The 25,409-nt window shown below is 69.2% G+C and carries 19 protein-coding genes; 12 read left to right on the top strand and 7 right to left on the bottom strand.

Features of this window, described 5'->3' with window-relative positions; translation table 11 throughout:
• Positions 1–648 precede the first annotated feature (648 nt).
• The 3 genes from ACO2RJ_RS03795 (at position 649) to ACO2RJ_RS03785 (ending at position 4,999) form a co-directional block, all read left to right on the top strand.
• Positions 649–1,830, top strand: a complete 1,182-nt coding sequence (locus ACO2RJ_RS03795) for a zinc-dependent alcohol dehydrogenase (protein ID WP_423266674.1) — start codon at positions 649–651, stop codon at positions 1,828–1,830.
• A gap of 89 nt (positions 1,831–1,919) precedes the next feature.
• Positions 1,920–3,791, top strand: coding sequence for an ABC-F family ATP-binding cassette domain-containing protein (locus tag ACO2RJ_RS03790; RefSeq protein WP_423266673.1), 1,872 nt, complete (start codon positions 1,920–1,922; stop codon positions 3,789–3,791).
• Positions 3,788–4,999 carry a YeeE/YedE thiosulfate transporter family protein gene (locus tag ACO2RJ_RS03785; protein WP_423266672.1) on the top strand — a complete coding sequence of 404 codons (1,212 nt, stop codon included), beginning with the start codon at positions 3,788–3,790 and terminating at the stop codon, positions 4,997–4,999. Before ACO2RJ_RS03790 ends, ACO2RJ_RS03785 begins: the two co-directional genes overlap by 4 nt.
• Here ACO2RJ_RS03785 and ACO2RJ_RS03780 read toward each other — a convergent pair whose 3' ends face one another.
• Positions 5,000–5,947 carry an AEC family transporter gene (locus tag ACO2RJ_RS03780; protein ID WP_423266671.1) on the bottom strand — a complete coding sequence of 316 codons (948 nt, stop codon included), beginning with the start codon at positions 5,945–5,947 and terminating at the stop codon, positions 5,000–5,002.
• A 216-nt stretch (positions 5,948–6,163) separates the two neighbouring features.
• Between ACO2RJ_RS03780 and ACO2RJ_RS03775 the strand changes: the two genes are divergently transcribed.
• From ACO2RJ_RS03775 to hspQ, 3 genes are all read left to right on the top strand, one after another.
• The gene (locus ACO2RJ_RS03775; RefSeq protein ID WP_423266670.1) at positions 6,164–6,346 is read left to right on the top strand and encodes a hypothetical protein; all 183 of its coding nucleotides are present in this window, start codon (positions 6,164–6,166) and stop codon (positions 6,344–6,346) included.
• Between the two features lie 108 nt (positions 6,347–6,454).
• A complete protein-coding gene (locus ACO2RJ_RS03770; RefSeq protein ID WP_423266669.1) occupies positions 6,455–7,495 on the top strand; it encodes an HpcH/HpaI aldolase/citrate lyase family protein in 1,041 nt (346 codons plus the stop codon).
• 134 nt (positions 7,496–7,629) lie between these two features.
• Positions 7,630–7,968, top strand: a complete 339-nt coding sequence (gene hspQ / locus ACO2RJ_RS03765) for a heat shock protein HspQ (protein WP_423266667.1) — start codon at positions 7,630–7,632, stop codon at positions 7,966–7,968.
• A gap of 129 nt (positions 7,969–8,097) precedes the next feature.
• On the opposite strand, the gene ACO2RJ_RS03760 is transcribed toward hspQ, so the two are convergent.
• Positions 8,098–8,883, bottom strand: coding sequence for an invasion associated locus B family protein (locus ACO2RJ_RS03760; protein WP_423266665.1), 786 nt, complete (start codon positions 8,881–8,883; stop codon positions 8,098–8,100).
• A 228-nt stretch (positions 8,884–9,111) separates the two neighbouring features.
• Here ACO2RJ_RS03760 and ACO2RJ_RS03755 point away from each other — a divergent pair, with 228 nt between their 5' ends.
• The 3 genes from ACO2RJ_RS03755 to ACO2RJ_RS03745 all read left to right on the top strand — a co-directional run bounded on the left by ACO2RJ_RS03755 (position 9,112) and on the right by ACO2RJ_RS03745 (position 11,961).
• Positions 9,112–10,959 (top strand): extracellular solute-binding protein, encoded by a 1,848-nt coding sequence (locus tag ACO2RJ_RS03755; protein WP_423266664.1) that lies wholly within the window; start codon positions 9,112–9,114, stop codon positions 10,957–10,959.
• 101 nt (positions 10,960–11,060) lie between these two features.
• Positions 11,061–11,729 carry a DsbA family oxidoreductase gene (locus ACO2RJ_RS03750; protein ID WP_423266663.1) on the top strand — a complete coding sequence of 223 codons (669 nt, stop codon included), beginning with the start codon at positions 11,061–11,063 and terminating at the stop codon, positions 11,727–11,729.
• Between the two features lie 85 nt (positions 11,730–11,814).
• On the top strand, positions 11,815–11,961 hold the full coding sequence (locus ACO2RJ_RS03745) for an Rmf/CrpP family protein (protein ID WP_423266662.1): 147 nt from the start codon (positions 11,815–11,817) through the stop codon (positions 11,959–11,961).
• 89 nt (positions 11,962–12,050) lie between these two features.
• Here ACO2RJ_RS03745 and mfd read toward each other — a convergent pair whose 3' ends face one another.
• On the bottom strand, positions 12,051–15,566 hold the full coding sequence (gene mfd, locus ACO2RJ_RS03740) for a transcription-repair coupling factor (protein ID WP_423266661.1): 3,516 nt from the start codon (positions 15,564–15,566) through the stop codon (positions 12,051–12,053).
• 155 nt (positions 15,567–15,721) lie between these two features.
• The gene (locus ACO2RJ_RS03735) at positions 15,722–16,024 is read right to left on the bottom strand and encodes a succinate dehydrogenase assembly factor 2 (RefSeq protein ID WP_423266660.1); all 303 of its coding nucleotides are present in this window, start codon (positions 16,022–16,024) and stop codon (positions 15,722–15,724) included.
• Positions 16,025–16,163: 139 nt separating this feature from the next.
• On the opposite strand from ACO2RJ_RS03735, the gene recG reads away from it, so the two are divergent.
• Complete coding sequence (gene recG / locus ACO2RJ_RS03730; protein ID WP_423266659.1) at positions 16,164–18,266, top strand: ATP-dependent DNA helicase RecG; 2,103 nt, start codon at positions 16,164–16,166, stop codon at positions 18,264–18,266.
• 65 nt (positions 18,267–18,331) lie between these two features.
• Here recG and ACO2RJ_RS03725 read toward each other — a convergent pair whose 3' ends face one another.
• Positions 18,332–19,111, bottom strand: coding sequence for a DUF502 domain-containing protein (locus tag ACO2RJ_RS03725; RefSeq protein ID WP_423266658.1), 780 nt, complete (start codon positions 19,109–19,111; stop codon positions 18,332–18,334).
• 161 nt (positions 19,112–19,272) lie between these two features.
• Between ACO2RJ_RS03725 and ACO2RJ_RS03720 the strand changes: the two genes are divergently transcribed.
• A complete protein-coding gene (locus tag ACO2RJ_RS03720) occupies positions 19,273–19,629 on the top strand; it encodes a YbaN family protein (RefSeq protein WP_423266657.1) in 357 nt (118 codons plus the stop codon).
• Between the two features lie 18 nt (positions 19,630–19,647).
• Entirely contained in the window at positions 19,648–21,975 is a 2,328-nt protein-coding gene (locus ACO2RJ_RS03715) for a putative bifunctional diguanylate cyclase/phosphodiesterase (RefSeq protein WP_423266656.1), read from the top strand.
• 9 nt (positions 21,976–21,984) lie between these two features.
• Here ACO2RJ_RS03715 and glmS read toward each other — a convergent pair whose 3' ends face one another.
• Both glmS and glmU read right to left on the bottom strand, forming a co-directional pair.
• On the bottom strand, positions 21,985–23,808 hold the full coding sequence (glmS, locus tag ACO2RJ_RS03710) for a glutamine--fructose-6-phosphate transaminase (isomerizing) (protein WP_423266655.1): 1,824 nt from the start codon (positions 23,806–23,808) through the stop codon (positions 21,985–21,987).
• Between the two features lie 144 nt (positions 23,809–23,952).
• On the bottom strand, positions 23,953–25,311 hold the full coding sequence (glmU, locus tag ACO2RJ_RS03705) for a bifunctional UDP-N-acetylglucosamine diphosphorylase/glucosamine-1-phosphate N-acetyltransferase GlmU (RefSeq protein WP_423266654.1): 1,359 nt from the start codon (positions 25,309–25,311) through the stop codon (positions 23,953–23,955).
• Positions 25,312–25,409: the final 98 nt, after the last annotated feature.

Below are 25,409 nucleotides of genomic sequence, written 5' to 3'. Positions count from 1 at the left end.
GGAAGGCGTGTCCGGACCGGCCGGCCATGCGGGGGAGGAGCGGCGCCTGCGGCGGGGATGACCGGATGTCTCCGTCCCGGGACGTTGGGCTGTGGCGCCCGCGGGGCTCGCGCGTCTCCTCTTCGAGGGCGGCGCTTGCTCCGCGCGTGAAGAGAACCGCCCCGCATTAAGACGGGGCGCGCCTTTTGCGGCGTAGGTTCGCGTGGCGGCGTCGATCGGGGGTCCGGCTCCAAAGGCCGGAACGCCCGTCCGGCGCCCGAGGCCCCCAAGGGCGGCGCTGCCGCCGGGGGCCGGGACGGCCATGAGCGTCCGAGACTTCGTCCGCAGCAGACGCAAAGCCGCCGCGCGCGGGGACGCCGGGCGACCGGTTCCGCCGAAGACTACGGCATGACAGGTGGCCCGGCGTCCCGCGCCCTTCCCCACCCTGTATCATCCGTCCGACCTTTTTCGCCGCAGGCGCGCCCCGCGCCGTGCGGGCGTTTCCGCGCGCCCTCCCCCGGCCGCGGTCGACGGCGGCGGGCCTGCGGGCCCCGGCCGAGACGGTTCGCGTCCACGGAACGAAAGCCCGACGGCGACGGTTGCGGGATCATGACACCACCGAGCCGCCCGCTCCGCGCGCGGCTCTCTCGCACATCTGGGAGTTTTTTCATGAAAGCGTTGGCCTGGCACGGCAAGGGCGATATCCGCTGCGACAGCGTGCCCGATCCGCGGATCGAGGACGACCGCGACGTCGTGATCAAGGTGACGGCCTGCGCGATCTGCGGTTCGGACCTGCATCTGATGGGCGGCTTCATGCCGACCATGGAGCGCGGCGACGTGCTCGGGCACGAGACGATGGGCGAGGTCGTCGAGGTCGGCCGGGCCGCGGCGTCGCGGCTCAAGGTCGGCGACCGAGTGGTGGTGCCCTTCACGATGTCCTGCGGCGAATGCCGGCAGTGCAAATGGGGCAATTGGAGCTGCTGCGAGCGCACCAACCCGAACGGCAAGATGCAGGCGGAGCAGTTCGGCTATCCGCTGGCGGGCCTGTTCGGCTTCTCGCACATCACCGGCGGCTACGCCGGCGGCCAGGCGGAGTATCTCCGCGTGCCCTTCGCCGACGTCGGCCCGCTGGTGATCCCGGAAGGGTTGAGCGACGAGCAGGTGCTGTTCCTGTCCGACATCTTCCCGACCGCCTATCAGGCCGCCGAGAATTGCGGGATCACGGGCGGCGAGACGATCGCGATCTGGGGCGCGGGGCCGGTCGGGGTGCTCGCCGTGACCTCCTGCTTCCTGTTGGGCGCGGAGCGGGTGATCTCGATCGACACGGTGCCCGAGCGGCTCGCGCTGGCGCGGCAGGCCGGCGCCGAGACGATCGATTTCGGCGAGGAGACCGTGCAGGAGCAGATCATGGAGATGACCGGGGGCAAGGGCCCGGACGCGGTCATCGAGGCGGTCGGCATGGAGGCGCACGGCGCCGACACGCTGGCGCAGAAGGTGTCCTCCGCGGTGCTGGCGGCGACGGTGAGCATGGAGCGGCCCTTCGCGCTCAACCAGGCGTTCCTCGCCTGCCGTCCTGGCGGCGTGGTCTCGATGCCGGGGGTCTACGCCGGCATGGCCGGCCCGGTCGCGCTCGGAATCTTCATGAACAAGGGGCTGACGCTGAAGACCGGCCAGACCCACATGCTGCGCTACATGAAGCCGCTGCTCGAGCGGATTGAAAAGGGCGAGGTCGACCCCTCCTTCATCATCAGCCACCGCACCACCTCGCTCGAAGACGGCCCGGAGCTCTACAAGACGTTCCGCGACAAGCAGGACGGCTGCACCAAGGTGGTGCTGAAGCCGCACGGCTGAGCCGCGGCGCGCCGTCCGGAGCGGTTTCCGCCCCCTGACGGCGCGCGTCCCTCTTGCCGCGCCGCACAACGCGCGGCACAAGACGGCGCATGATCCATGTGAACGACCTCACCTGCCGCGTCGCGGGCCGCGTGCTGATCGACAAGTCGACCGTCGCCTTGCCGGACGGCGCGCGCGTCGGCGTCGTCGGGCGCAACGGCACCGGCAAGACCACTTTGTTCAAGCTGATCGCCGGCGACCTGCAGCCGGACGACGGCTCGGTCGGCATTCCGAAGGGCACCCGCCTCGGCCGCGTCGCCCAGGAGGCCCCGTCCGGCCCGGAGGCGCTGATCGACGTGGTGCTCGCCGCCGACCTCGAGCGCGCGGTGCTGATGGCGGAGGTCGAGACCGCGACCGACCCCGACCGCATCTCGGACATCGTGACGAGGCTGATCGACATCGACGCCTATGAGGCGCCGTCGCGGGCGGCGCGGATCCTGTCCGGCCTCGGCTTCGACGACGAGGCGCAGAAGCGCCCCTGCTCCGACTTCTCCGGCGGCTGGCGCATGCGCGTCGCGCTCGCGGCCGTGCTGTTCTCCGAGCCCGACCTCCTGCTGCTCGATGAGCCCACCAATCACCTCGACCTCGAAGGCACGCTGTGGCTGCAGGAGTATCTCGCGAAATACCCCCGCAGCGTGCTGGTGATCAGCCATGACCGCGACCTGCTGAACGCGTCCGTCGATCACATCCTGCACTTCGAGAACGGCAAGCTTAATCTCTGGAAGGGCAATTACGACCAGTTCGACCGCATGCGGCGCGAGAAGCTGTCGCTCGACCTGAAGGCGCAGAAGGCGCAGGCTGACGAGCGGGCGCGGTTGGAGGCGTTCATCGCCCGCTTCAAGGCCAAGGCGTCCAAGGCCACCCAGGCCCAGTCGCGCGTCAAGCGGCTGGCCAAAATGCAGCCGATCTCCGCCGTCATCGAGCGCACGGTGACGCCGTTCGAGATTCCGGAGCCGGAGAGGGAGCTGGCGCCGCCGCTGATCGCGCTCGACGGCGTGTCCGTCGGCTATGGCGAGCGCACGATCCTGCACAAGCTGTCGCTGCGCATCGACCCCGACGACCGCATCGCGCTGCTGGGCTCGAACGGCAACGGCAAGTCGACCTTCGCCAAGCTGCTCGCCGGGCGGCTGGGAACGCAGGCCGGACGGGTGAACAAGTCGGAGAAGATTCTCGTCGGCTTCTTCGCCCAGCATCAGGTCGAGGATCTCGACGTCGACGCCACTCCTTACGACCACATCCGCCAGAAGATGCCGGCGGCGAGCGACGCCCAGGTGCGCGGCCGGGTGGCGCGGATCGGGTTTCCCGGCGACCGCGCGAACACCGTCGTCGGCAAGATGTCCGGCGGCGAGAAGGCGCGCCTCGCCTTCGGCCTCGCGGTCTTCAACGGCCCGCATCTGCTGATCCTCGACGAGCCGACCAACCACCTCGACATCGACAGCCGCGAGAGCCTCGCCCAGGCGCTGAACGAGTTTTCCGGCGCGGTGATCCTGATCAGCCATGACCGCCATCTGCTCGACGCCACCGCCGACCGGCTGTGGGTCGTCGGCGACGGCGGCGTGTCGGCCTTCGACGGCGATCTCGACGACTACCGCCGCTACATTCTGTCGGCCGAAGGCCAGGGCCGCGCCTCGAAGAAGCCGGGCGGCGGCACGGGCAAGTCGGCGGAGGCCGCGGAGGGAAAGCGCGTCGACCCCGGCGCGCTCAAGAAGAAGATCGCATCGCTCGAGGAAGTGATCGGCCAGTGCGAGAGCGAGATCGGCCGCATCGACGCCGAGCTCGCAGCCGGACGGGGCTTTCCGGACAAGCCGCAGAAAGCCGCCGAGCTCGGCCGCCGCCGCGCCGAGTTCGCCGCCGCGCTCAGCGAGGCTGAGGAGACCTGGCTCGCGGCCACCGCCGACCTCGAAGGAGCCGCCGCCGCGTGACGCGGCCGCTTTTCATAAAGGCGCTCTCCGTCCCGCGACCCGTCGCGGGACTTTCGGTTCTGGCCGTCGGCGCCGCCGCCGCCGCGGCGCTTGCGGCCGTCGACGGCGGGTTCGGGCAACGGGCCTGGCCGCTTGTCGCAGGTCTGGTCTTCGGCGTCGCCCTGCAGCGCGGCGAGCTGTCGCTGGTGCGGGCCTGGCGCGACCTCCTGATGCTGCGCGACTCCGGTCAGCTGCTGGGCTTTCTCTCGGCGCTCGCCGTCGCCGCCGTGCTGACGCTGGGCTGCCTCGCGCTGCTTGGCGCGTCGGGACCGCCTGTGAACGCGCGGATCGGCCATGTCGGCTGGCTGCTGCCGATTTCGGCCTTCGTCTTCGGCGTCGGCTCGGTCGTCGCCCGCGGCGGCGTGATGGTGCATCTGCGCCGCCTCGGAGAAGGCTCGCTGGTGGCCGTGCCCGCGCTGCTCGCGACATTCGCCGGCTTCGTCGCCGGGATCGCGATGTGGCCTTGGGCCTACCGGACGGCGATCGCCCCCGCCGCCTCGCCGTGGCTGCCGGAATGGGTCGGGCTGGCGGGCGCGCTCGGGCTCCAGATCGCCGCGCTCGCCGCCTGCGCGGCGGCGCTGTGGCGATTTCGTCCCCGGCGCGGCCCCGATCCGCGGCCGATGTCGATCCGCGTCCTGGTGGAGCCCTGGCCGGCCTCGGTCGCCGGCGGCCTTCTCGGGGCGCTCGTCGCCGCGAGCTACGCCGCCGGACAGCCGCTCGGCCTGATCGCGGAATGCGCGACCGTCGCCCGCTGGCTCGCGACGGCGGTCGGATGGGCGCCCGCCGCGATGCCGGAGCTCGACGCCGGCATAGGCGGCATCGTGGTGCCGCTGCCCGACGGCTTCGGCCTGACGGAGCATGTCGTCATCGTGGCGGGCTTCGTGGTCGGCGCCTTCGCCTGCGCGCTCGCCTCCGGCCGTTTCACCCTGGCGCTGTTCACCGCGCGCGACATGGCCGAAATGATCGTCGGCGGCCTGATGCTGGGCTGGGGCGCGATGACGTCGCTTGGAGCCGTCACCGGCGAGGCGATCGCCGGCGTCGCGATCGGGGCGGCGTCCGGCTGGGTCTTCCTGCTGTTCGCGTCACTTGGCGTCGTGGCGGCGCTGAAGCTCGACCGCCGTGCGGCGGTCACCCACCCCGGCCCGGACCTGGTCGGTCCCGAAGGCTGATCAGGGCGTCAGGTGGCCGCCGACGATGAGCGCGAGCAGGCCGGTCACCGTGACCACCGAGGCGACGGTGCCGATGAGGATCGTGCTGGAGGCGCGCTCGACATAGGTGCGGTACTGGCTCGCCATGACAAAGACGTTCAGCGCCGGCGGAAGCGACGCCATGAGGACGGCGGTCGCGACCCAGACGGGATCGAAGCCGCCGACCGCCGTCAATGCGCAATAGACGATCAGCGGGTGGAGCAGGAGCTTCACGCCCAACAGCGCCGGCAGCTCAGCCGGCACGCGCCGGATCGGTCGCAGGGCCACCGTCACGCCCAGCATGAACAGCGCGCAGGGCGCGGCGGAGCCGCTCAGCAGCGTCACCATCTGAAGAAGCGGCTTAGGCGGGATGTAGTGGAAATAGGCCGCGAGGCCGCCGATCAGCGTCGCGATGTTGAAGGGGTGGAACGCGACCCGTCTGGCGACCAGCAGGGCCGTCGCGGCTAGACCCTCGCTCCGACTTGACATCGACATCAGGAACGGGACCAGCGTGAACAGCAGCACGCAGTCGAAGACGAAGATCAGCGCGGTCGGCGCCGCCGCCGCTGATCCGAGCGCGGCCAGCGTCAGCCCGGGTCCCATATAGCCGACATTGGAGTAGCTGCCTGCCGCGGCCTGAATCGTCGCCTCCGGCAGGTTTCCGCGGCTGGCGTACAGGCCGACGCCGAGCGAGATCAGGAACGCCGTCAGCGTGCTCGCCGTGGTGATTGCGACGAAGCCCACATTGGCGAGCTCCTCGAACGGGGTCTGCGAGATCAGCACGAAGTACAGCGCCGGGACCGCCACATAGATGATGTAGATGTTGAACCACTCGAGGCCCCGCTCGTCCTGGTTCGCCAGCCTTCCGCACAGGAAGCCGAGGAAGATCAGGCCGAAGAACGGCATGGCGAGGCCAACGACGTCGGTCATGCGGCGCGATCGGTCCGAGAATGGTGGAGGGGAGACTAGCGCGACATGGCCGCGACGCGTCCCGCCTACCGCTTTTCGCGCGGGGTGTCGACGCGGAGCGACGCATCGCGGCCCCGATCGTTACGCTTGGTTCACCGTTCAGACCTCGGAACGTCGACGGTCGGAACACGGGAGGGCATGGTCCGTTGAGATCGCGCGGCCTGCTAGGAGCAAGCGATGTATGATCTCGGCCCGGACGAACGGCAAACTCTCGAACTGTTGGCTTCGCCTGAAGACACGGTGGTCGAGAAGCGCACGCTCGAGGGTCTGCGCGGCAAGGGCTTGGTGGAGCTGTCGGCGGACGGCTGGGGCGTAACGGCCCTCGGCGAGGCGGCGCTGAACATCGAGCTTCTGGACTGAGGGAGGACGTCGCGGCGACGCGCTGCGACGAAAGACGTCTTGCGCCGCAGCATGGCCCCGCGAATTGTCCCGGCGACTTCCGCTGCGATTGCCCCGAGGCTTCCCGACATGATCGTTCCGAGCGCCTATTACCGTCCTCTTGCGCTCGGCGCGCCGGCCCCGTTCCGCGAGCCGCCCGTGCGCGTTGAGCGCATGATCCATTTCGTGCCGCCCCACGTCGAGAAGATCCGCGCCCGCGCCGGAGCGCTCGCCGCCCAGGTGGACGTCGTGCTGGGCAATCTCGAGGACGCCGTGCCGGCCGACGCCAAGGAGGCGGCGCGTGCGGGCTTCATCGAAATGGCCAGAGCGAACGACTTCGGCGCCGCCGGCCTCTGGATCCGCATGAACGCCCTCGACAGTCCGTGGGCGCTCGACGACGTCATCGAGATCGTCGGCGCGGTCGGCTCGAAGCTGGACGTGATCATGCTGCCCAAAGTCGAGGGATCGTGGGACGTCCACTATCTCGACCGGCTGCTCGCCCAGCTCGAGGCGCGCCACGAGATCGCGCGGCCGATTATGATCCACGCCATCCTCGAGACCGCGCAAGGCGTCATGAACGTCGAGGAGATCGCCTGCGCGAGCCCGCGCATGCATGGCATGAGCCTCGGTCCCGCGGACCTTGCGGCCTCGCGCCGGATGAAGACGACCCGCGTCGGCGGCGGGCATCCCGGCTACGGCGTGCTGACGGACAAGAGCGGAGACGATGCGCGCGCCTTCTATCAGCAGGATCTCTGGCACTACACGATCGCCAAGATGGTCGACGCGTGCGCTGCGAACGGCATCAAGCCGTTCTATGGCCCGTTCGGCGACTTCTCCGATTCGGAAGCCTGCGAGGCGCAGTTCCGCAACGCCTTCCTGATGGGCTGCGTCGGCGCCTGGACGCTGCACCCCAGTCAGGTTGAGATCGCCAAGAAGGTGTTTTCGCCGGACGTGGACGAGGTGGCCTTCGCCAAGCGCATCGTCGAGGCCATGCCGGACGGCACGGGCGCCGTCATGCTCGACGGCAAGATGCAGGACGACGCCACCTGGAAACAGGCCAAGGTGATCGTGGACCTGGCGAAGCAGATCGCCGAGCGCGAACCGGAGGCCGCGGCCCGGTACGGATTCTGACGCAGCGGCGCCTGAAATCCGCCGCGACGTCAGCGACGTACTGGCGCAGGGACGCGGTCCGATCCGTCGCGGCCGTTTGACAGCGGAGGAGCGCCCCGCTCATGTCGCGCGCCGCACCGAATCGTAAAGGCCCCATGTCCCCGTCCGCGCCACGCTTGGCCAAGTTCATGATCGGCGACGTCGTGCGCCACCGCGTCTACCCCTTCCGCGGGGTGATCTTCGACGTCGACCCGACGTTTTCGAACACTGAGGAGTGGTGGGAGGCGATTCCGGAGGACGTGCGTCCCGTGCGGGACCAGCCCTTCTATCACCTGCTCGCCGAGAATTCGGAAAGCGAGTACGTGGCCTACGTCTCGGAACAGAACCTGATCCCGGACACCTCCGGCGACCCGCTGCGGCACCCCCAGATCGACGAGATGTTCGAGCGGACCCCCGAGGGCGGCTACCGCGCTCTGGAGGGCGCCCGTCACTGAGGGCGCCAGTTACTGAGGACGGCGAGGCCGTCCGCGCCGTCGCCCCTGCTCGGCGCTGTCACTATAAAAAAGCCCGGGACGAGGTCCCGGGCTTTTCCACATCAGGTGGAGCGGTGGTCCAATGCGCGCTTAGCGCGCCGGAACCTGCGCCTTGCCGCCTGGCGCGGCCCCGCCATCGTCGGGCTGCTGGGCGCCGCTTGGAACCTGCAGCTTGTCCTTGGCTTCCTGGGCGCGTCGATTCAGGCCCTCGTTCAACTCCTTACGGCTGTCGGCGAAGGCCTTGCGGTCCATCGCCGGACCCTCCACCGCCTTCGAGAAGCCCCCAAGGCTGACCGGGAAATTGATCGTCTTGGCCTGCTGGTTCATCGCCTGAACGACGAGATTGTTGCCCTTCTGCATGTTCTTGAAGAAGGCGTCGTTGATCTCGACCTCGGCGTAGCAGGCGTTCGGGAAGCAGATCGAGTATTTGCCGGTGGCCGGCGTGTTCTGATCGACCGCGATCCGCACGCCCGGCTGGATGAGCAGTCCGGGCGGCACGGCGGCGAGGAAGAAGCGCTTGTTCTCGCCCGTGATCTGCCTGATCGCGACGGAGGCCACATTCTGACCCGTGTCGGTCCGCACGTCGCGGGAGATCAGGCAGACCTCCTTCTTGACGGTCGGATCGGTGTTGCAGATCTTGACCCAGTTCGGCTGAGCCGCCGCGGCCTTGTCGCCGCCTTCCGCGGGAGCGGCGCCGCCTGCCGGCGCGGCGGGGGCCGGCGCGGCCTCTGCGGGTTTCGCCGCATCCGGCTTCTGCTGAGCCAGAGCAGGTCCGGCGACGAGACCGGCGGTCGCCGCGATGACGGCAAGGCGGGCGAACTTACCCAGTTCCATGAAGCGTTCCTTCTTGTCGTTCGGGACGACGGATCCGGTCACGTCCGTCGCGCAAGGTGTTAACCGAATGCGCATCGCGCAGCGCTGCGACGCCGGACCGCTACGAAACCGAAGTCCGCGTGTCTGTCGAGCAAATGCGGCGACAGAGTGACATATTTCGTGAAGGCGCGGGGTCGCGTCCGGTCAGCGGGCACGCCAGACGCGCGCAGGCTGTGTTACGCTCTTTTCCGTGATTTGCGAATCGGGCTTCAGGTCGGCCAGTTGACGTCCATGGCGACCCTGTCGCGACGCCGCCCCCTCCTGACCCGTCGCAGCGCGCTCGCGGCTCTGCCGGGACTCGCCTTGGCGCTGTCGGCCGCGCGGTCGCGCGCCGACAGCGAGCCGCTCTGGCGTCACGGCGTGGCCATGCATGGCGAGCCCGCGCTTGCCCCCGATTTCCCTTCCCTTCCCTACGCCCGGCCCGACGCTCCCAAGGGCGGCCGCCTGACCTATGGCTGGCTGGGCGGCTTCGACACGCTCAACTCGTACGCCTACAAGGGCGCCCAGGCGCAGGGACTGCGCGGCTACGTCTATGAGAGCCTCCTTGCGCGGAGCTATGACGAGCCGTTTTCTCTCTATGGGTTGGTCGCCGAGGCGCTGGACCTGCCGGACGACCGCAGCCGGGTCGTCTTCCGGCTGGACCCCCGGGCCAAATTCTCCGATGGCGAGCCGGTCCTGGCCGACGACGTTCTGTTCACCTTTGAACTGCTTCGCGACCATGGGCACCCGACGTTTCGCTCGAACTACCGCCGGGTGGCGGCGGCCGTGGTCGAGGACGATCGCACCATCCGCTTCGAACTCGGAAGCGGCGAGGACCGGGAGCTTCCTCTCATCCTCGGGCTGATGCCGGTGCTTCCGGCGCACGCGATCAACGTTGCGAGCTTCGAGCAGACGACTTTCAAGCCGCTGATCGGCACCGGCCCTTACATCATAAGCGGCGTCGAGCCGGGTCGTTCGGTGACCTTCCGCCGCGACCCCGACTATTGGGGTAAGGACCTCGCGGTGAACCGCGGTCTGAACAATTTCGACGAGATCCGCTACGACTACTACCGCGATGCGAACGCCATGTTCGAGGCCTTCAAGAAAGGCCTGATCGACGTGCGGATCGAAGGCGATCCCGTTCGATGGACGACCGGCTACGACATTCCGGCGGTGCGTCGCGGCGACATCGTGAGGGAAAGCTTCGCCTCCGGGCTGCCCTCGGGCATGAACGGCTTCGTTTTCAATACCCGCAAACCGCAATTCGCGGACGTCCGCGTGCGGGAGGCGCTCGGCTTCCTGTTCGATTACGAATGGATCGACCGCAACATGTTCGGCGGCGGGACTGCACGGACGCGGAGCTACTTCGAGGGCTCGGAGCTCGCCTCCGCCGGCTTGCCGGCCGACGATCGGGAGCGCGCACTGCTCGCGAAATTCCCCGGCGTCGTGCGCGACGACGTGCTGGAGGGGCGCTGGAGCCCGCCGAGCGCCGACGGCTCGGGGCGCGACAGGGGCCTGCTCAAGGAGGCGCTGGCGTTGCTGGAGACCGGCGGCTGGAAGGTGCGGAACGGCGATTTGCGCAGCGTCGCGACCGACGAGGCGTTTCGTTTCGAAATCTTGGTCTGGACCAAGGACGACGAGCGGCTGTCGCTCGCCTTCGCGCGAGGGCTGGAGCGCGCTGGCGTCCGCGCGACCGTGCGGCTGGTGGACAGCATCCAGGCGCTGAGGCGGCTGCAGACCTACGACTTCGACATGATCATCTACAATTGGTACTCTTCGCTGTCCCCCGGACTCGAGCAGCGGAAGTTCTGGGGCGTCTCGGCCGCCGACACGCCGGGCGAGCGCAACTACATGGGCGTGAAGCAGCCGGCGGTGGACGCGATGATCGACGCGCTGCTCGTCGCGCGCGAACGGCCGGAATTCATCTCCGCCGTGCGCGCGCTCGACCGGGTGCTGCTGTCCGGCTTCTACGTGGTGCCGCTGTTCCACGTGAAGGAGAAGTGGATCGCGCGCTGGAAGACGCTGGCGCGGCCTGAGACCACGCCGCTGTTCGGGCCGATGCTCGAAACTTGGTGGCGGGCGTCGGACCACGCCGGCTGATCGGCGCCGTCTGTTTCTCCCCGCGGTCGCCGCCGGGTTCACAGCGGGCGCTCCGAAGCCCATATCGGCGGCTTGTCGATCTCTTCTCGAAAGCTGACCCTATGTCCGCACCGCTCGTCATCGACGTTTTCGCGGACCCCGTCTGCCCCTGGTGCTGGGTCGGCAAGCGGCGTCTGGAAGCCGCGCTCGCCGCGCGGCCGGACGTCGAGGCCACCGTGCGCTGGCGCGCCTATCAGCTCGATCCGTCGATCCCGCCCGAGGGGCTCGACCGCGCCGACTATCTCGAAACGAAGTTCGGGGACGTATCGCGAGTCCGCGCCATGCAGGACCAACTCGCCGCCATCGGCCGCGACGAAGGAATCGCCTTCGTGTTCTCCGACATCGAGCGGTCTCCCAACACGGTCGACGCGCACCGCGCGATCCGCTGGGCCGCGGAGGAAGGCCCGATCGGACAGAGCGCGCTGATCGAGCGCCTGTTCGAGGCCTATTTCACCGACGGCGAGGACATCTCGGAGCGCGACGTGATCGCCCGCGCTGCCGACGACGCGGGCCTCGACTGGGAAACGCTGCGCGACCGACTCGACAGCGACGAGGACGTCGAGGCGGTGCGCGACGAGGTCGAGCGCGCCCGCGCCATCGGCGTCGAGGGCGTGCCGTGCTTCATTTTCGAGAACAAGCTCGTGGTGATGGGCGCTCATCCGCCGGAGGTGCTGGTCGAGGCGATCGACCGGGCCCTCGGCGACGAGGATGATGCGACGGAGGACTCCTGAGCGCCTTTTCGGCGCCGGCTCGCCGATGCCCGTCGCCAATCGATCGCGATCCCTATATGCAGAGCGCGAAACATGGGAGGGCGCTATGGCGACCGCAGTTGAACAAGAAGGCCGCGACGCTTACGCCGCGGGAATTGAGCCGCGGCGTTGCCCGTACAAGGACGCCTTCCGGCGCGACGCCTGGCTGAAGGGCTATTTCGACGCCCGCCGCGAGCACAACTCGCCGGACTGACCGCCGGCCGGTCCGCCGAGCCCTCTCCCCATGGGGAGAGGGCTGAGGCGATAAGCAAAGGAGGACGGCTCGGGACCGTCCACAGCCGATCAGGCCGCCTTCCTGGGGGCCTCGGCGATCTTCACAAGTTCGCGCAGCAGCTGCGCCGCTCCCTTGAGGCGGGCCTGCGCGCTCGGCCACTCCCTCCTGAACACGACCTTCATGTCCGGCCGCACCTTGGCGTTCGGACCCTCCTCGCGCGCAATGTGCATGACGAGGCCGTCGGGGTTCGCGAAGGAGTTGTCGCGGAACGACAGCACGACGCCCTTCGGACCGGCGTCGATCTTCTCCACGTTCGCGCGGCGGCAAAGCGCCTTGATCGCGGCGATCTCCAGCAGTTGCTTGACCTCGGTCGGCGACGGGCCGAAGCGGTCGACGAGTTCGGCCGCGAAGGAGTCCAGCGTCTCGTCATCGTCGATTTCGGCGAGGCGACGATAGAGCGACAGTCGCACCGCGAGGTCGCCGACATACTCCTCCGGGATCATCACCGGCGCGCCGAGCGTGATCTGCGGCGACCACTGGTCCGGCGCGGCCTGGGCGCCGCCCTCCTTCAGCGTCTCGACGGCGTCCGCCAGCATCTGCTGGTAGAGCTCGTAGCCGACCTCGCGGATATGGCCGGACTGCTCCTCGCCGAGCAGGTTGCCGGCTCCGCGGATGTCGAGATCGTGCGACGCCAGCTGGAAGCCTGCGCCAAGACCCTCGAGCGACTGCAGCACCTTGAGCCGCCGCTCGGCGTTGGCCGTGATGGCCTTGTTCGCCGGCACGGTGAACAGCGCATAAGCGCGCGTCTTGGCGCGTCCGACGCGGCCGCGAAGCTGGTAGAGAGCGGCGAGGCCGAACATGTCGGCCTTGTAGACGATCAGCGTGTTGGCGTTCGGGATGTCGAGCCCCGACTCCACGATCGCGGTTGAGAGCAGCACGTCGTAGCGGCCCTCGTAGAAGTCGGTCATCACCGTCTCGAGCTCGCCGGCGGCCATCTGGCCGTGGGCGACCGCGAGCTTCACCTCCGGCACCTCGCTTTCGAGGAAGCGGCGGGCGTCCGCGATATCCTCGATCCGCGGGCAGACGAAGAACGACTGCCCGGATCGATAGCGCTCGCGCAGCAACGCCTCGCGCACGATCAGCGGATCGAACGGCGCCACGAAGCTGCGCACCGCGAGCCGGTCGACAGGAGGCGTCGCGATCATTGACAGCTCGCGCACGCCGGTCATGGCGAGCTGCAGCGTGCGCGGGATCGGGGTCGCCGACAGCGTCAGCACGTGCACTTCGGCGCGAAGGGCTTTCAGCCGCTCCTTGTGGCCGACGCCGAAATGCTGCTCTTCGTCGACGATGACCAGGCCGAGATCCCTGAAGTCGATCCCCTTGCCGAGCAGCGCGTGGGTTCCGACCACGATATCGACGTCGCCCGAAGCGAGGCCTTTCTTGGTCTCGCTCAGCTCCTTGGCGGAGACGAAGCGCGAGGCGTGGCCCACTTTCAGCGGGAGGCCGCGGAAGCGTTCGGCGAACGTCTTGTAATGCTGGCGGGAGAGCAGCGTGGTCGGGACCACCACGGCGACCTGACGGCCCGACATCGCCACGACGAAGGCCGCGCGCAGCGCGACTTCCGTCTTGCCGAAACCGACGTCGCCACAGACCAGCCGATCCATCGGACGCCCCGCCGCGAGATCGTCGAGCACGGCGTCGATCGCCGCCTGCTGGTCTTCGGTCTCGTCGAAGGCGAAGCGGGCGGCGAACTCGTCGTAGAGTCCCTCCGGCGGCAGGCTGCGCGGCGCCTCCTTGGTCATGCGCGCCGCGGCGATCTTGATGAGCTCGCCCGCCATCTCGCGGATGCGGTTCTTGAGCTTCGCTTTGCGGCCCTGCCAGCCGACGCCGCCGAGCTTGTCCAGTTGGGCCTCGGCGTCCTCGGAGCCGTAGCGGGTCAGCAGTTCGATGTTCTCGACGGGCAAAAAGAGCTTCGCCCTGTCGGCGTAATGCAGCTCGACACAGTCATGCGGCGCGCCGGCGGCCTCGATGGTCCTGAGGCCGACGAACCGGCCGATGCCGTGGTCGACATGCACGACGAGATCGCCCGCCGCGAGGCCCGCCGCTTCCGTCAGATAGTTCTGGGCGCGCTTGCGCTTCTTCTGGCCGGCGCGCACGAGCCGGTCGCCGAGGATATCCTGCTCGGCGACGACCGCGACGTCATCGGTCTCGAACCCCTGCTCGATTCCGAACACGCCGAGCGCGACCGCGTCCGGCGTCAGCGCCATCGCGTCGCGCCAGTTGGCGACGAAGCGCGTGGCGGCGAGACCGTGGTCGGCGAGCACCGTGCCGAGCCGGTCGCGCGCGCCCTCGCTCCAGGCGGCGACCAGCACGCGCTTCTTGTCTGCGATCAGCTCCCGGATGTGAGCGACGACCGCGTCGAACACGTTGGCGCTCTCGTCCGCGCGTTCGCTCGCGAAGGTGCGGCCGGCGCGGGCGCCTCCGTCGAGCGTCCGGCCGCCCTGCCCTTCCGGAAGCGCGAAGGGAGTGAGTCGGATCTGCGCTGCGTCCTCCAGGCGGTCGCGCCATTCGGACGGCGCGAGATAGAGCGCGCTGGGCTTGAGCGGCTTGTAGACGCTGCCTGATCGGTCGTGTTTCAGCGCCTCGGCGCGGGCGTCGTAATAGTCGGCGATCTGGGCAAGGCGTTCGCCGGCGGCGTCGTCGGCCTGAGGGTCCAGAACGAAACGCGCGTCCGGCAGATGGTCGAACAGCGTCGAAAGCCCGTCATGGAACAGCGGCAGCCAGTGTTCCATGCCGGGGTAGCGCCGGCCTTCGCTGATCGCGGAATAGAGCTGGTCGTCGCGGCCGGGCGCGCCGAAGGTCGCCGCGTAGGCTTGGCGAAAGCGGCGGATGGTTTCGGAGGTGAGTTGGATCTCCGACATCGGGACAAGGTCGAGCGATCGGTGCTGGCCCGTGGAGCGCTGGGTCTCCGGATCGAACGGCCGGATCGATTCCAGCGTGTCGCCAAAGAAATCAAGGCGGATCGGCTCGGCGTGGCCGGCCGGAAACAGGTCCACGATTCCGCCACGGATCGCGTACTCGCCGTAGTCGCGCACCGTGGACGAGCGCGTGAAGCCGTTGACCTCGAGCCACTCGGTGAGGGCCTTGAGATCGACCACGTTGCCGGGCGCGGCCGAAAAGCTTTGGCGCGCGACGTGCTCCGGCGTCGCGACGCGCTGAAGCGCGGCGTTGACGGTCGTGAGCACCACCCGGGGCTTGTCGCCGCCGCGCGTGGCGACGATGCGCGCAAGCGCCGTCGTGCGCGCCGCGACGACCGCCGCGTTGGGCGAGACGCGATCGTAGGGTTGGCAGTCCCACGCCGGGAACGTCAGCCGCTCCACATCCGGCGCCACGAAGGCGAGCGCCCGCTCCATGGCCGCGAGCCGCGAACCGTCGCGGGCGACGTGCACGACGCCCGCGGCGTCGTATTTACGTCCGACCAGCGCGCGCGCGAGGTCGGCGACGATCAGCGCGTCGAACCCGTCCGGGACGTTGGCGACGGTGGCGGGCTGCGGAGAAAGAAGGGCGTCGAGCTTGAGAGTCATCTGTCTTGTGATCTTGAGCGCATGAGCCGCCGCCGTCGGTTCCGGCCTTAGGCCCGACACCGGAGCGGCGACGGCCAGAGGACTTGGCGGACCGATCGTTCGGGAACGGCGGCGTATATAGGTCGCGGCTCAGGACGGCGACGAGAAACGCCGCGTCAGCCGATGTGCTCCGTCGTCGGAAAAGCCTCGTGGAACGCCTTGAGGCGGCGAAAGATCGCGGTGTCGTAAGCGGGGGGCGTTTCGACCGCGTGGGTCAGCCAGGCGAAAAGATCACGGTCGGGCGCCTCGACGAGCGCCTCGAAGATCTCCAGCTCGGCGTCGTCGAGGCGGTCGATCTCCGCGTCGGCGAAGCGGCCCATCAACAGGTCCATCTCGCGCGTGCCCCGCCGCCAGGAACGGTAGAGCGCGCGGCGGCGCCGGGGGTCGAGGCCCTCGCTGGTGCGGGTGGATCCGGTCATGACGTCGCGCAGATGGGATCGGGACCGTCTCCTAGCAGCCCCGCCGCGCGATGTCAGCCGCGCCTTCCCTCCTGGTCTTCCCGGAGAACGCGCGGGCGGGCTTGCGTCGGGAGCGCCGGCGTTCTTCCTTGGCCGCCCCATGCGCGACTCCCGCCTCGACCCGCTGTTCGCCGAAGCGACCTCCCTGCCCGGCGTCGGGTCGAAGGCGGCGAAGGCGCTTGGCCGGCTGCTCGGCGCAAATCCGTCTGGCGGCGGGCCGCGCGTGATCGACCTGCTGCTGCACGCCCCGACCGGCGCCGTAGACCGCCGCGCGCGGCCCAAGATAGCCGAGCTGACGCCGGGCGAAGTCGCGACGGTCGGCGTCGTCGTGGAGCGCCACCAGCCGGGCCGCAGCCCCCGAGCGCCCTATCGCGTCGTCGTCTCCGACGAGACCGGCGCGATGACGCTGGTGTTCTTCCGGGCGTCGCAGGCGCATCTCGAGCGCATCTTGCCGGTCGGCGCGGCGCGCTGGATCTCCGGAGCGCCTGAACTCTTCGACGGCATGGTCCAGATGGTCCATCCCAGCCACATCCTCGACGAAGAAGGGCTGAAAGATCTGCCGCCGGTCGAGCCGACCTATCCGCTGGTCGAGGGGCTCAGCCATGGCCTGATCGCCAAATTCGCCCGGGCGGCCCTGGCGCGCGTTCCCGACCTCGCGGAGTGGCAGGACGACGCTTTCCTGAAGCGCAGCCTGTTCGACAGCTTCGCAGCCTCGCTCCGCGCGCTCCATCAGCCGGCCACGCCGGAGGACGTCGCCCCCGAAGGGCCGGCGCTGACCCGTCTCGCCTATGACGAATTGCTCGCGAACCAGCTCGCGCTCCAGCTCGTGCGCGCTCACATGCGCCGGGCGAGCGGCCGCTCCGTCGTCGGCGACGGCCGGATTTCGGCGAGAATCGTCGCCGCCCTGCCCTTCGCGCTGACGGGCGCGCAGACCCGCGCGGTGGAGGCGATCCGCGCCGATCTCGCGGCGAAGACCCGCATGCTCCGGCTGCTGCAGGGCGACGTCGGCTCGGGCAAGACGGTGGTCGCGCTCCTTGCGGCCGCCACGGTCGTCGAGGCGGGACGGCAGGCCGCGCTCATGGCGCCGACCGAAATCCTTGCCCGCCAGCACCTTGCGACGCTGGAGCCGCTCGCGGCCGCCGGCGGGCTCACGGTCGCGCTGCTCACCGGCCGTGAGAAGGGCCGCGAGCGCGCTTCCCTGCTCGAGCGGCTCGCCGCGGGAGAGATCGACCTGCTGGTCGGCACCCACGCGCTGTTTTCCGACGACGTCGCGTTCCGCGACCTCGCGCTCGCGATCGTCGACGAGCAGCACAAGTTCGGCGTCCGCCAGCGGCTCGCGCTCGCCCAGAAGGGGGCGGCCGTGGACGTCCTGGTTATGACGGCGACGCCGATCCCGCGCACCCTGGTGCTCACCGCCTTCGGCGACATGGACCACTCCGCGCTCGACGAGAAGCCGCCGGGCCGGCAGCCGATCGACACCCGCCTCGTCAGCCTCGACCGACTCAGCGAGGCCATCGCCGCGATCGGCCGCGCGATGGAAGGCGGCGCCCGGGTCTATTGGGTGTGCCCTCTGGTCGAGCAGTCGGAGACGCTCGACGTCGCCGCCGCCGAGGACCGTTTCGCGGCGCTGGCGGAGGCGTTTCCCGGTCGCGTCGGGTTGGTCCACGGCCGGATGAAGGGCGCGGAGAAGGACGCGGCGGTCGCCCGCTTCGTCTCCGGCGAGACGCCCGTGCTGGTCGCGACCACGGTGATCGAGGTCGGCGTCAACGTGCCCGAGGCGACGGTGATGGTGATCGAGCATGCAGAGCGATTCGGCCTCGCCCAGCTCCACCAGCTGCGCGGCCGCGTCGGCCGCGGCGCCGGGCGCTCGACCTGCCTGCTCATGTGGAAGGGCCCGCTCGGCGAGACCGCAAGGGCGCGGCTCGAGACGCTGCGCGACACAGAGGACGGCTTCGTCATCGCCGAGAAGGACCTCGAGCTGCGCGGCGAGGGCGAGGTGCTGGGCGCCCGCCAGAGCGGCCAGGCCGTGTTCCGGCTCGCGCGGATCGAGGCGCATGGCGAGTTGGTGAAGACGGCGCACGCCGACGCCGGCCTGATCCTCGCGCGGGACCCGAACCTGACGAGCCCGCGCGGGCAGGCGCTCCGGCTGCTGCTGCATCTGTTCGAGCGCGACGCGGCGGTGCGCCTGCTCCGGGCGGGATGAGTCTCATCCGAAAACGAAACCCGTCCTCGTCAGGCTTGACTGGCCTGGCCGCGAACACTGGGCCTCTATCCCTGCGCGTCGACCTCGGCCGTCGCCTTGAGGCGCTCCGCGGCGCTCTCAGCCCCCTCGGCCGTCGCCTCCACCTCCTTCTGGAGAGCGGTCGGAGCGATTTCGCGCGGCTGGATGATGCCCATCGACATGATCAACTTGAACGCTTCGTCGGTCGTGACGCCGATCTCCGTCACCTTCGACGCCTCGATCATCACGAGGTATCCGGTCGTCGGGTTGGGCGTGCAGGGCACGAACAGGCAGATATGGTCGGGCCCCGGAAGTCCGGCGGCCAACGCCCCCCGCGCCGGCTCCGTGATGAAACAGATCGACCACATGCCCGGCCCCGGCCACTCGATCAGCCCGACGCGGCGGAAGCTGGTGCCGTCCTGCTTGAACACCGTCTCGAAGATCTGCTTCACGCCCTTGTAGAGGCTGCGCACGATCGGCATGCGGTGGAGCACGTTCTCGCCCGACTGCACCACCGTGCGCCCAACCAGGTTGGCGGTCAGCGCCCCGAGGATGGTGAGACCGATCACGGCGGCCAGCACGCCCACCCCGGGTACGGCGACAGGGAGGTAACTGTTTGGATTCCAAGCGGGAGGAATCAGCGGCTTCACCCAGCTGTCGATCAGGTTGATCAGCCACAGCGTCAGCCAGATGGTGATCGCGACAGGCCCGGCGACCACAAGGCCGGTGAGGAAATAGTTTCTCAGTCGGGCGAGGCCGCTCGGCTTCTGCGGCGGCAGGAGCGGTTCGCCGATCGGTCCGAGAGCGCCGGGGAGCGGTTGCGTCATTGCGCGAGGTCGCCCTCATCTGCTGAAGCGCCGTCGCACGGCGCTGCGGCGCACAATATTGCATAGTGTGGGGCGATTCCGCGACCGTGCGAGGGGGACCGACTGCGATGGAGGGCTCCGGCGACCGCGGCGGGGGGGCGCCCTATCGCGCTGGGGCGCGCTTGGCCTGGCTCGCCCTTGGATTGATCCTCACCGGCGTCGGGATCGCCGGCGTGATCTTGCCGCTGTTGCCCGGCACGATTTTTCTGATTCTCGCTGCCGGTTGCTTCGCGCGAAGTTCTCCGCGCCTGGAAGGCTGGTTGCTCGCACATCGCCGCTACGGCCCGGCGGTCGCCGCCTGGCGCCGCGACCGGGCCATCCCCATCAAGGCGAAGCTTGCCGCCTTCGCCGGAATGAGCCTGTCGCTCGTCGTGGTCTCGCTGTCGGGCGCGCCGCCTATCGCGCTGCTGTCGACCGCGGTCCTGATCGGAGCGAGCGCTCTTTACGTCGGCACGCGCCCATCGGGGCCGCCGGAATGAAGCCCGCGGGACGGGCGAATGCGCGCGCAGATCCGGCGGGCCAGACTTGGCCAATGGCGATTGTGTAGCGATGGCCGCTCATTGACGCCCCAACCACGTCAAGCGTTCATTTCCCATTTGCCTGTTATCGATCGCAAAAGACATGAAAATGCGATCCTGAGCGGACGAGGCGCGACAATGAAAGCGTACGGGGCCGAAGGCCCGTCGGCCCGACCGGACGCCGCGCTCCCGCGAACCGGGGCGGCCCCCGGGAACGATCGCGCGCTGTCCGAGCCCCTCTTCGGAGCAGCGCGCGTCGGTCACGCCGCGGAGACGCCGCCTCGCGAGGCGCTCGTCCCGCGATCCCCAGAAGAAGCCGTTCCGCGCGATCGCCCGGACGATCGCGCCCTGCGACGGCTGATCCGGACCGACCAGCTTCACGCGGTTCGCCGCAGCGTCCTGATCGCGATGCCGGTGAACGCCGCCCTTGGCCTGGCGGCTGTTTCGATGGCCCTTCATTACGGGCAGGACGTGGTCCCGCTTGTCTGGTTCGCAGCCTCTTCGCTCGTCAACGGACTGCGGGTCGCCGCCGCGCGAAAGCCGCTGCCGGTCGTGCCCGACCCAGACGACGCGCTCGAGGGCGAGCGCTTTGACCGGACTGTGGAGCGCCAGTTGCGGTTCTTCGGAGGCGCTGCGCTCTTCTCCGGCGTCGTGTGGGCGTGCGTCCCGCTGCTCTGTCAGGGCTACACGTCTCCCCAGACCCTGTTCTACCTGACGGTGGTGTGCGGCATCACCGCCGGAGCCGTCACGCATGGCGCGGCCAGCGCGGTGAATGCGATTAGCTTCATCACCCCGGCGCTGCTCTCCGTGATCGGCTGCCTGATCTATGCGGGCGGCTTTGACCGGATCTCTCTGGCCGCCACCGTGCTGCTGTACCTCGCCGCGCTCGTGCGAAGCGCGCTCCAGAGCGAGGCGGCGTTCCGCGAAACGAGCCGTCTGACGAATGAAGCCACCATCATGGCGCGCTCGCTGCGGGACGCTCACGAGCGCTCCATCGAGGTGGCGGAGCAGATGACTCACCGCGCCGCCCACGACCCGCTGACCGGTCTGCTCAACCGCAGCGGCTTCATGCAGGAGTTCGAGACCTGCGCGGCCACGGCCCGCTCGCCGCTCTGCCTCATGTTCCTGGATCTCGACGGGTTCAAGATGATCAACGACGTCTTTGGGCACAAAGTCGGCGATCAGGTGCTGATCGAGGTGGCCCGGCGTCTCCGGCAAAGCTTGTCCCGGGACGTGACGGTGGCCCGGCTGGGCGGGGACGAGTTCGCGCTGCTCTACGTCCCTGGCCCCATCAACGATTCCCCGGAGCGGCTGGCGACCGAGCTCATCGCCGCGATCGCCATTCCGTTCGCCGTCTTCGACGCGGGTCGGGTGAGCGCGAGCATCGGCATCCATCAGGCGTTGGGGGAGGACATCACGGAGATGCTGACCTGCGCCGACGAAGCGCTGTACGCCGCCAAAAAGGCGGGCCGCAACCGCCATCATATGTTCGACGACGCCCTCCGCCGTCGGCTGGACATGCGGCGCGACATCGAGCGGGATCTCCTGAAGGCGCTGGCCTACGAATCACTCGAATTGTGGGTTCAGCCCATCTTCCGCCGCGGCGGCCGGACGCTCAGCCATTTTGAGGCGCTGATCCGATGGGAGCATCCGAAACATGGCTGGATTCCCCCGGCCGAACTGGTCGCCGCCGCCGCGATGTCCGGCCTTTCGGAACGGCTGATGCGGTTCATCCTGAAGCGCGCCTGCGAGATCGTCCAGACGCTGCGCGGCCAAGGATACGAACGCTTGTGGGTGGCGATCAACGTTTCTCCCCGGGAGATGGCCCAGATCCCTGTCGACGAGATCGTGCTGGCGACGCTGAAGTCCAAGAACGTCCCGACGTCGATGATCGAGATCGAGATCACCGAGGAGACGGCGATGGACATTCGGGCCGTGCAGGACAAGCTGGCCACGCTGTCGCGCGCGGGCGTGCGGATCGCGATCGACGATTTCGGCGTCGGCTATTCGTCCCTGGCCTCGCTCAGGCACCTCCATGTCGACCGGATCAAGATCGATCGGTGCTTTGTCACGGGGATCGCGAACTCGACCGGCGACCAGGTGCTGGTGCAAGCGATCCTCAATCTCGCCCGCTCGCTGGGCGTGGGCGTCGTCGCGGAAGGCGTCGAGACGGCGGAGGATCTGCGGATGCTCCGTTCGTTCGGATGCGACTCCATGCAAGGCTATCACCTCGGCCGCCCCATGCCGCCGCGCGACATCATCCGCTGGATACGTCAGCACGCCTCGCAGTCGTCCTCCGCCCCCTGACCGCCGCCCCTACTCCACCGTCACCGACTTCGCGAGGTTGCGGGGTTGGTCGACGTCCGTGCCCATGAACACGGCCGTGTGGTAGGCGATGAGCTGGATCGGCACGGCGTAGATCAGCGGACTGACAAAGGCGTAGGCCTTGGGCACCACGATCGTCGCGAAGGTCTCGCCCGCGTGTCGGGCGCCTTCCTGGTCGGTGATCAGCACGATCTTGCCGCCGCGCGCGGCGACCTCCTGCATGTTGGAGGCCGTCTTCTCGAAGAGCGCGTCATAAGGCGCGAGCACCACGACGGGGACGTTCTCGTCGACCAGCGCGATCGGCCCGTGCTTCAGCTCTCCGGCGGCGTAGCCTTCGGCGTGGATGTAGGAGATTTCCTTGAGCTTGAGCGCGCCTTCGAGCGCGATCGGATAGCTCGTGCCGCGGCCGAGATAGAGCACGTCCTGCGCCTTCGCGAAGGTCGGCGCGAGCTTCTCGATCTGGTCTTCGAGATGCAACGATTCCGCCATGAGGCGCGGCAACTCGATGAGAGCCGAGACGAGCTTCGCCTCGTCGTTCTCCGACAGCACGCCGCGATCGCGGCCGGCCTTGATGGCGAGCGCCGCCAGCACGCTGAGCTGACAGGTGAAGGCTTTGGTCGAGGCGACCCCGACCTCCACGCCGGCCACCGTCGGGAACACCACGTCCGCCGCGCGGGCGATGGTGGAGGTCGGCACGTTGACGACGGCGCCGATCTTCATGCCCTGCGCGGCGCAGAAGCGGAGCGTCGCGAGCGTGTCGGCCGTCTCGCCAGACTGCGAGATCATCAGCGCCAGCCCGCCGGGGGTGAGCGGCGGCTCGCGGTAGCGGAACTCGGAGGCGATGTCGATGTCGACGGGCAGGCGCGCGAACTTTTCAAACCAGTAGCGCGCGACGAGGCCGGCGTAATAGGCGGTTCCGCAGGCGGAGATCGCCAGTCGATCAAGGCCGGAGAAATCGAAGTCGGAGCCCGCGGGCAGGCGGATGCGGCCCGTCGTCATGTCGACGTAGCGCACGAGGGAATGCCCCACGACTTCGGGCTGCTCGGCGATCTCCTTCGCCATGAAATGACGGTAGGCGCCCTTGTCGACCACGACCGAGGCCACCGCGGATCGGACAGCGTCGCGCGAGACGGGCGCGCCGGCCTCATCGAAGATCTCGACGCCCGAACGGGACAACGCGACGCAGTCGCCATCCTCGAGATAGGTGACGGCGTCCGTGAAGGGGGCGAGCGCGACCGCGTCGGAACCGAGATAGCCCTCGCCTTCGCCATGGCCGATCGCCAAGGGACTGCCGCGGCGGGCGCCGATGAGAAGGTCCTCCTCGCCCTCGAACACGAAGGCGAGCGCGAAGGCCCCGCGCAGCCGCTTCAGGGCCTGCTGGACGGCCAGCCGCGGCGTCGCCCCCGCCGCCAAGGCCTGCGCGACGAGATGCGCCACGACCTCGGTGTCGGTCTGGCTCTCGAAGACGGCGCCGGCTCCTTCGAGCTCGGCGCGCAGCTCGCGATAGTTCTCGATGATGCCGTTGTGGACGACGGCGACCCCGCCCGCGGCGTGGGGATGGGCGTTGGCCTCGGTCGGCGCGCCATGGGTGGCCCAGCGGGTGTGCCCGATGCCCGTACGGCCCGAAAGAGGGTGGGCGACGAGACTGGCCTCCAGGTTGCGGAGCTTGCCCTCGGCGCGACGACGAACGATCCGTCCGTCCTCAAGCGTCGCGACGCCGGCGGAATCGTAGCCGCGGTATTCCAGCCGCTTCAGCCCGTCGACAAGCTGCGGAGCGGCCGCGTCCCTGGCCAGTATCCCGACGATTCCACACATGCCGAAGCCTACTCCTCAAGCCCGCCCGCACGACGCGTCATAGCACGGAGAGCTTAGCGGCGATTGAAGGGCGAAGCCGCGGCGCTCGCCTGTGAGCGAACGCCTTGTCGCGACAAATCCGGCGCCGTCGAGGAGCGAAACCTCTTACGCGCCCTTGCGCGCCCTGAAGGCGGCCTTGAGCCGAGCGGCCCTGCCGGGCTTCGTAACCTGACGCGCCCGGGCGATGGCGAGCGCGTCGGGCGGAACGTCGTCGGTGACGACGCTTCCGGTGCCGACATAGGCGCCGTCGCCGATCGTCACCGGCGCCACAAGCGAGGAGTTGGTTCCGATGAAGACGTCCGCGCCGATCGTCGTCCTGTGTTTGGCGATCCCGTCATAGTTGCAGGTCACCGTGCCGGCCCCGAGATTGGCGCGCGGGCCGACGCTGGCGTCGCCGACATAGGCGAGGTGGTTGAGCTTGGCGCCCTCTCCCACTTCCGCGTTCTTGACCTCGACGAAGTTGCCGACCCGCGCGCCCGTGGCGAGCGTCGCGCCCGGCCGAAGGCGCGCGAAGGGGCCCACCGAGACGTCGGGGCCGATGTCCGCCCCTTCGAGGTGACAGAAGGCGTGGATCACCGCGCCGTCGCCGACCGTGACGCCAGGGCCGAACACCACGTTGGGCTCCACAAGCACGTCCCGGCCGAGCGCGGTGTCGTGCGACAGGAACACCGTCTCGGGCGCGACCAGGGTCGCGCCGCCCGACATCGCCTTGGCCCGCAGCCGGCTCTGGAATTCGGCTTCCGCGACGGCGAGTTGCGAGCGGTCGTTGACGCCCTGCACGTCCGCCTCGGGCGCCGCCTCCACCGCGACGGCGAGGCCGCTCATGACGGCGACCTCGACGATGTCGGTGAGGTAGAATTCGCCCTTGGCGTTGCGGTCCCCGATTTTTTCGAGCAGCTCGAGCGCGCGTCCGCCGGCGATCGCCATCAGTCCGCCGTTCGACAGCCGGATCGCGCGCTCCTCGTCGCTCGCATCCTTCTCCTCGCGGATCGCCACCAGGCTCTCGCCCCGAGAGATCAGGCGGCCGTACCCGGTCGGGTCGCGCGCTTCGAAGCCGAGCACCACGACCGAGGCGCCGTGCGCCAGCGGCGCTCGCAATGAGCGCAGGGTCTCCGGCCGGATCAGCGGCGTGTCGCCATAAACGATGAGGACGTCGTCATAGTCGTCCCGGATCGCCTCCCGAGCGGCGAGCACCGCATGCGCGGTGCCTCGACGCTCGGCCTGGACGAAGGTGCGCGCGCCCGGCGCGACCCGCGCCGCCTCCGCGGCGACGTCCTCCCGACCGGGTCCCACGACGACGGCCGTCGCGTCGGAGCCCGCCTCCTGCGCCGCAGCGAGCACATGGCCGAGCAACGTGCGCCCCGCCGCCTTGTGCAGCACCTTCGGAAGGTTGGACCGCATCCGCGTCCCCTCGCCGGCGGCGAGCACGACGGTGAGGCAGCGGCGGGCGGCGGAGGCGGTCATTCTCGATTCCGGATGCTGGCCGGCGCAAGGCTGCGGCGCGGAGGCGACAGGGGCCGGCGACAGTGGCGTCTCGCGGCCGTTCCCGCAACCGTGCGGCG

It is taken from the genome of Hansschlegelia sp. KR7-227 (genome assembly GCF_049446035.1).
Lineage (GTDB): Bacteria > Pseudomonadota > Alphaproteobacteria > Rhizobiales > Methylopilaceae > Methylopila.
This window is presented reverse-complemented; position numbering and strand designations above follow the sequence as displayed.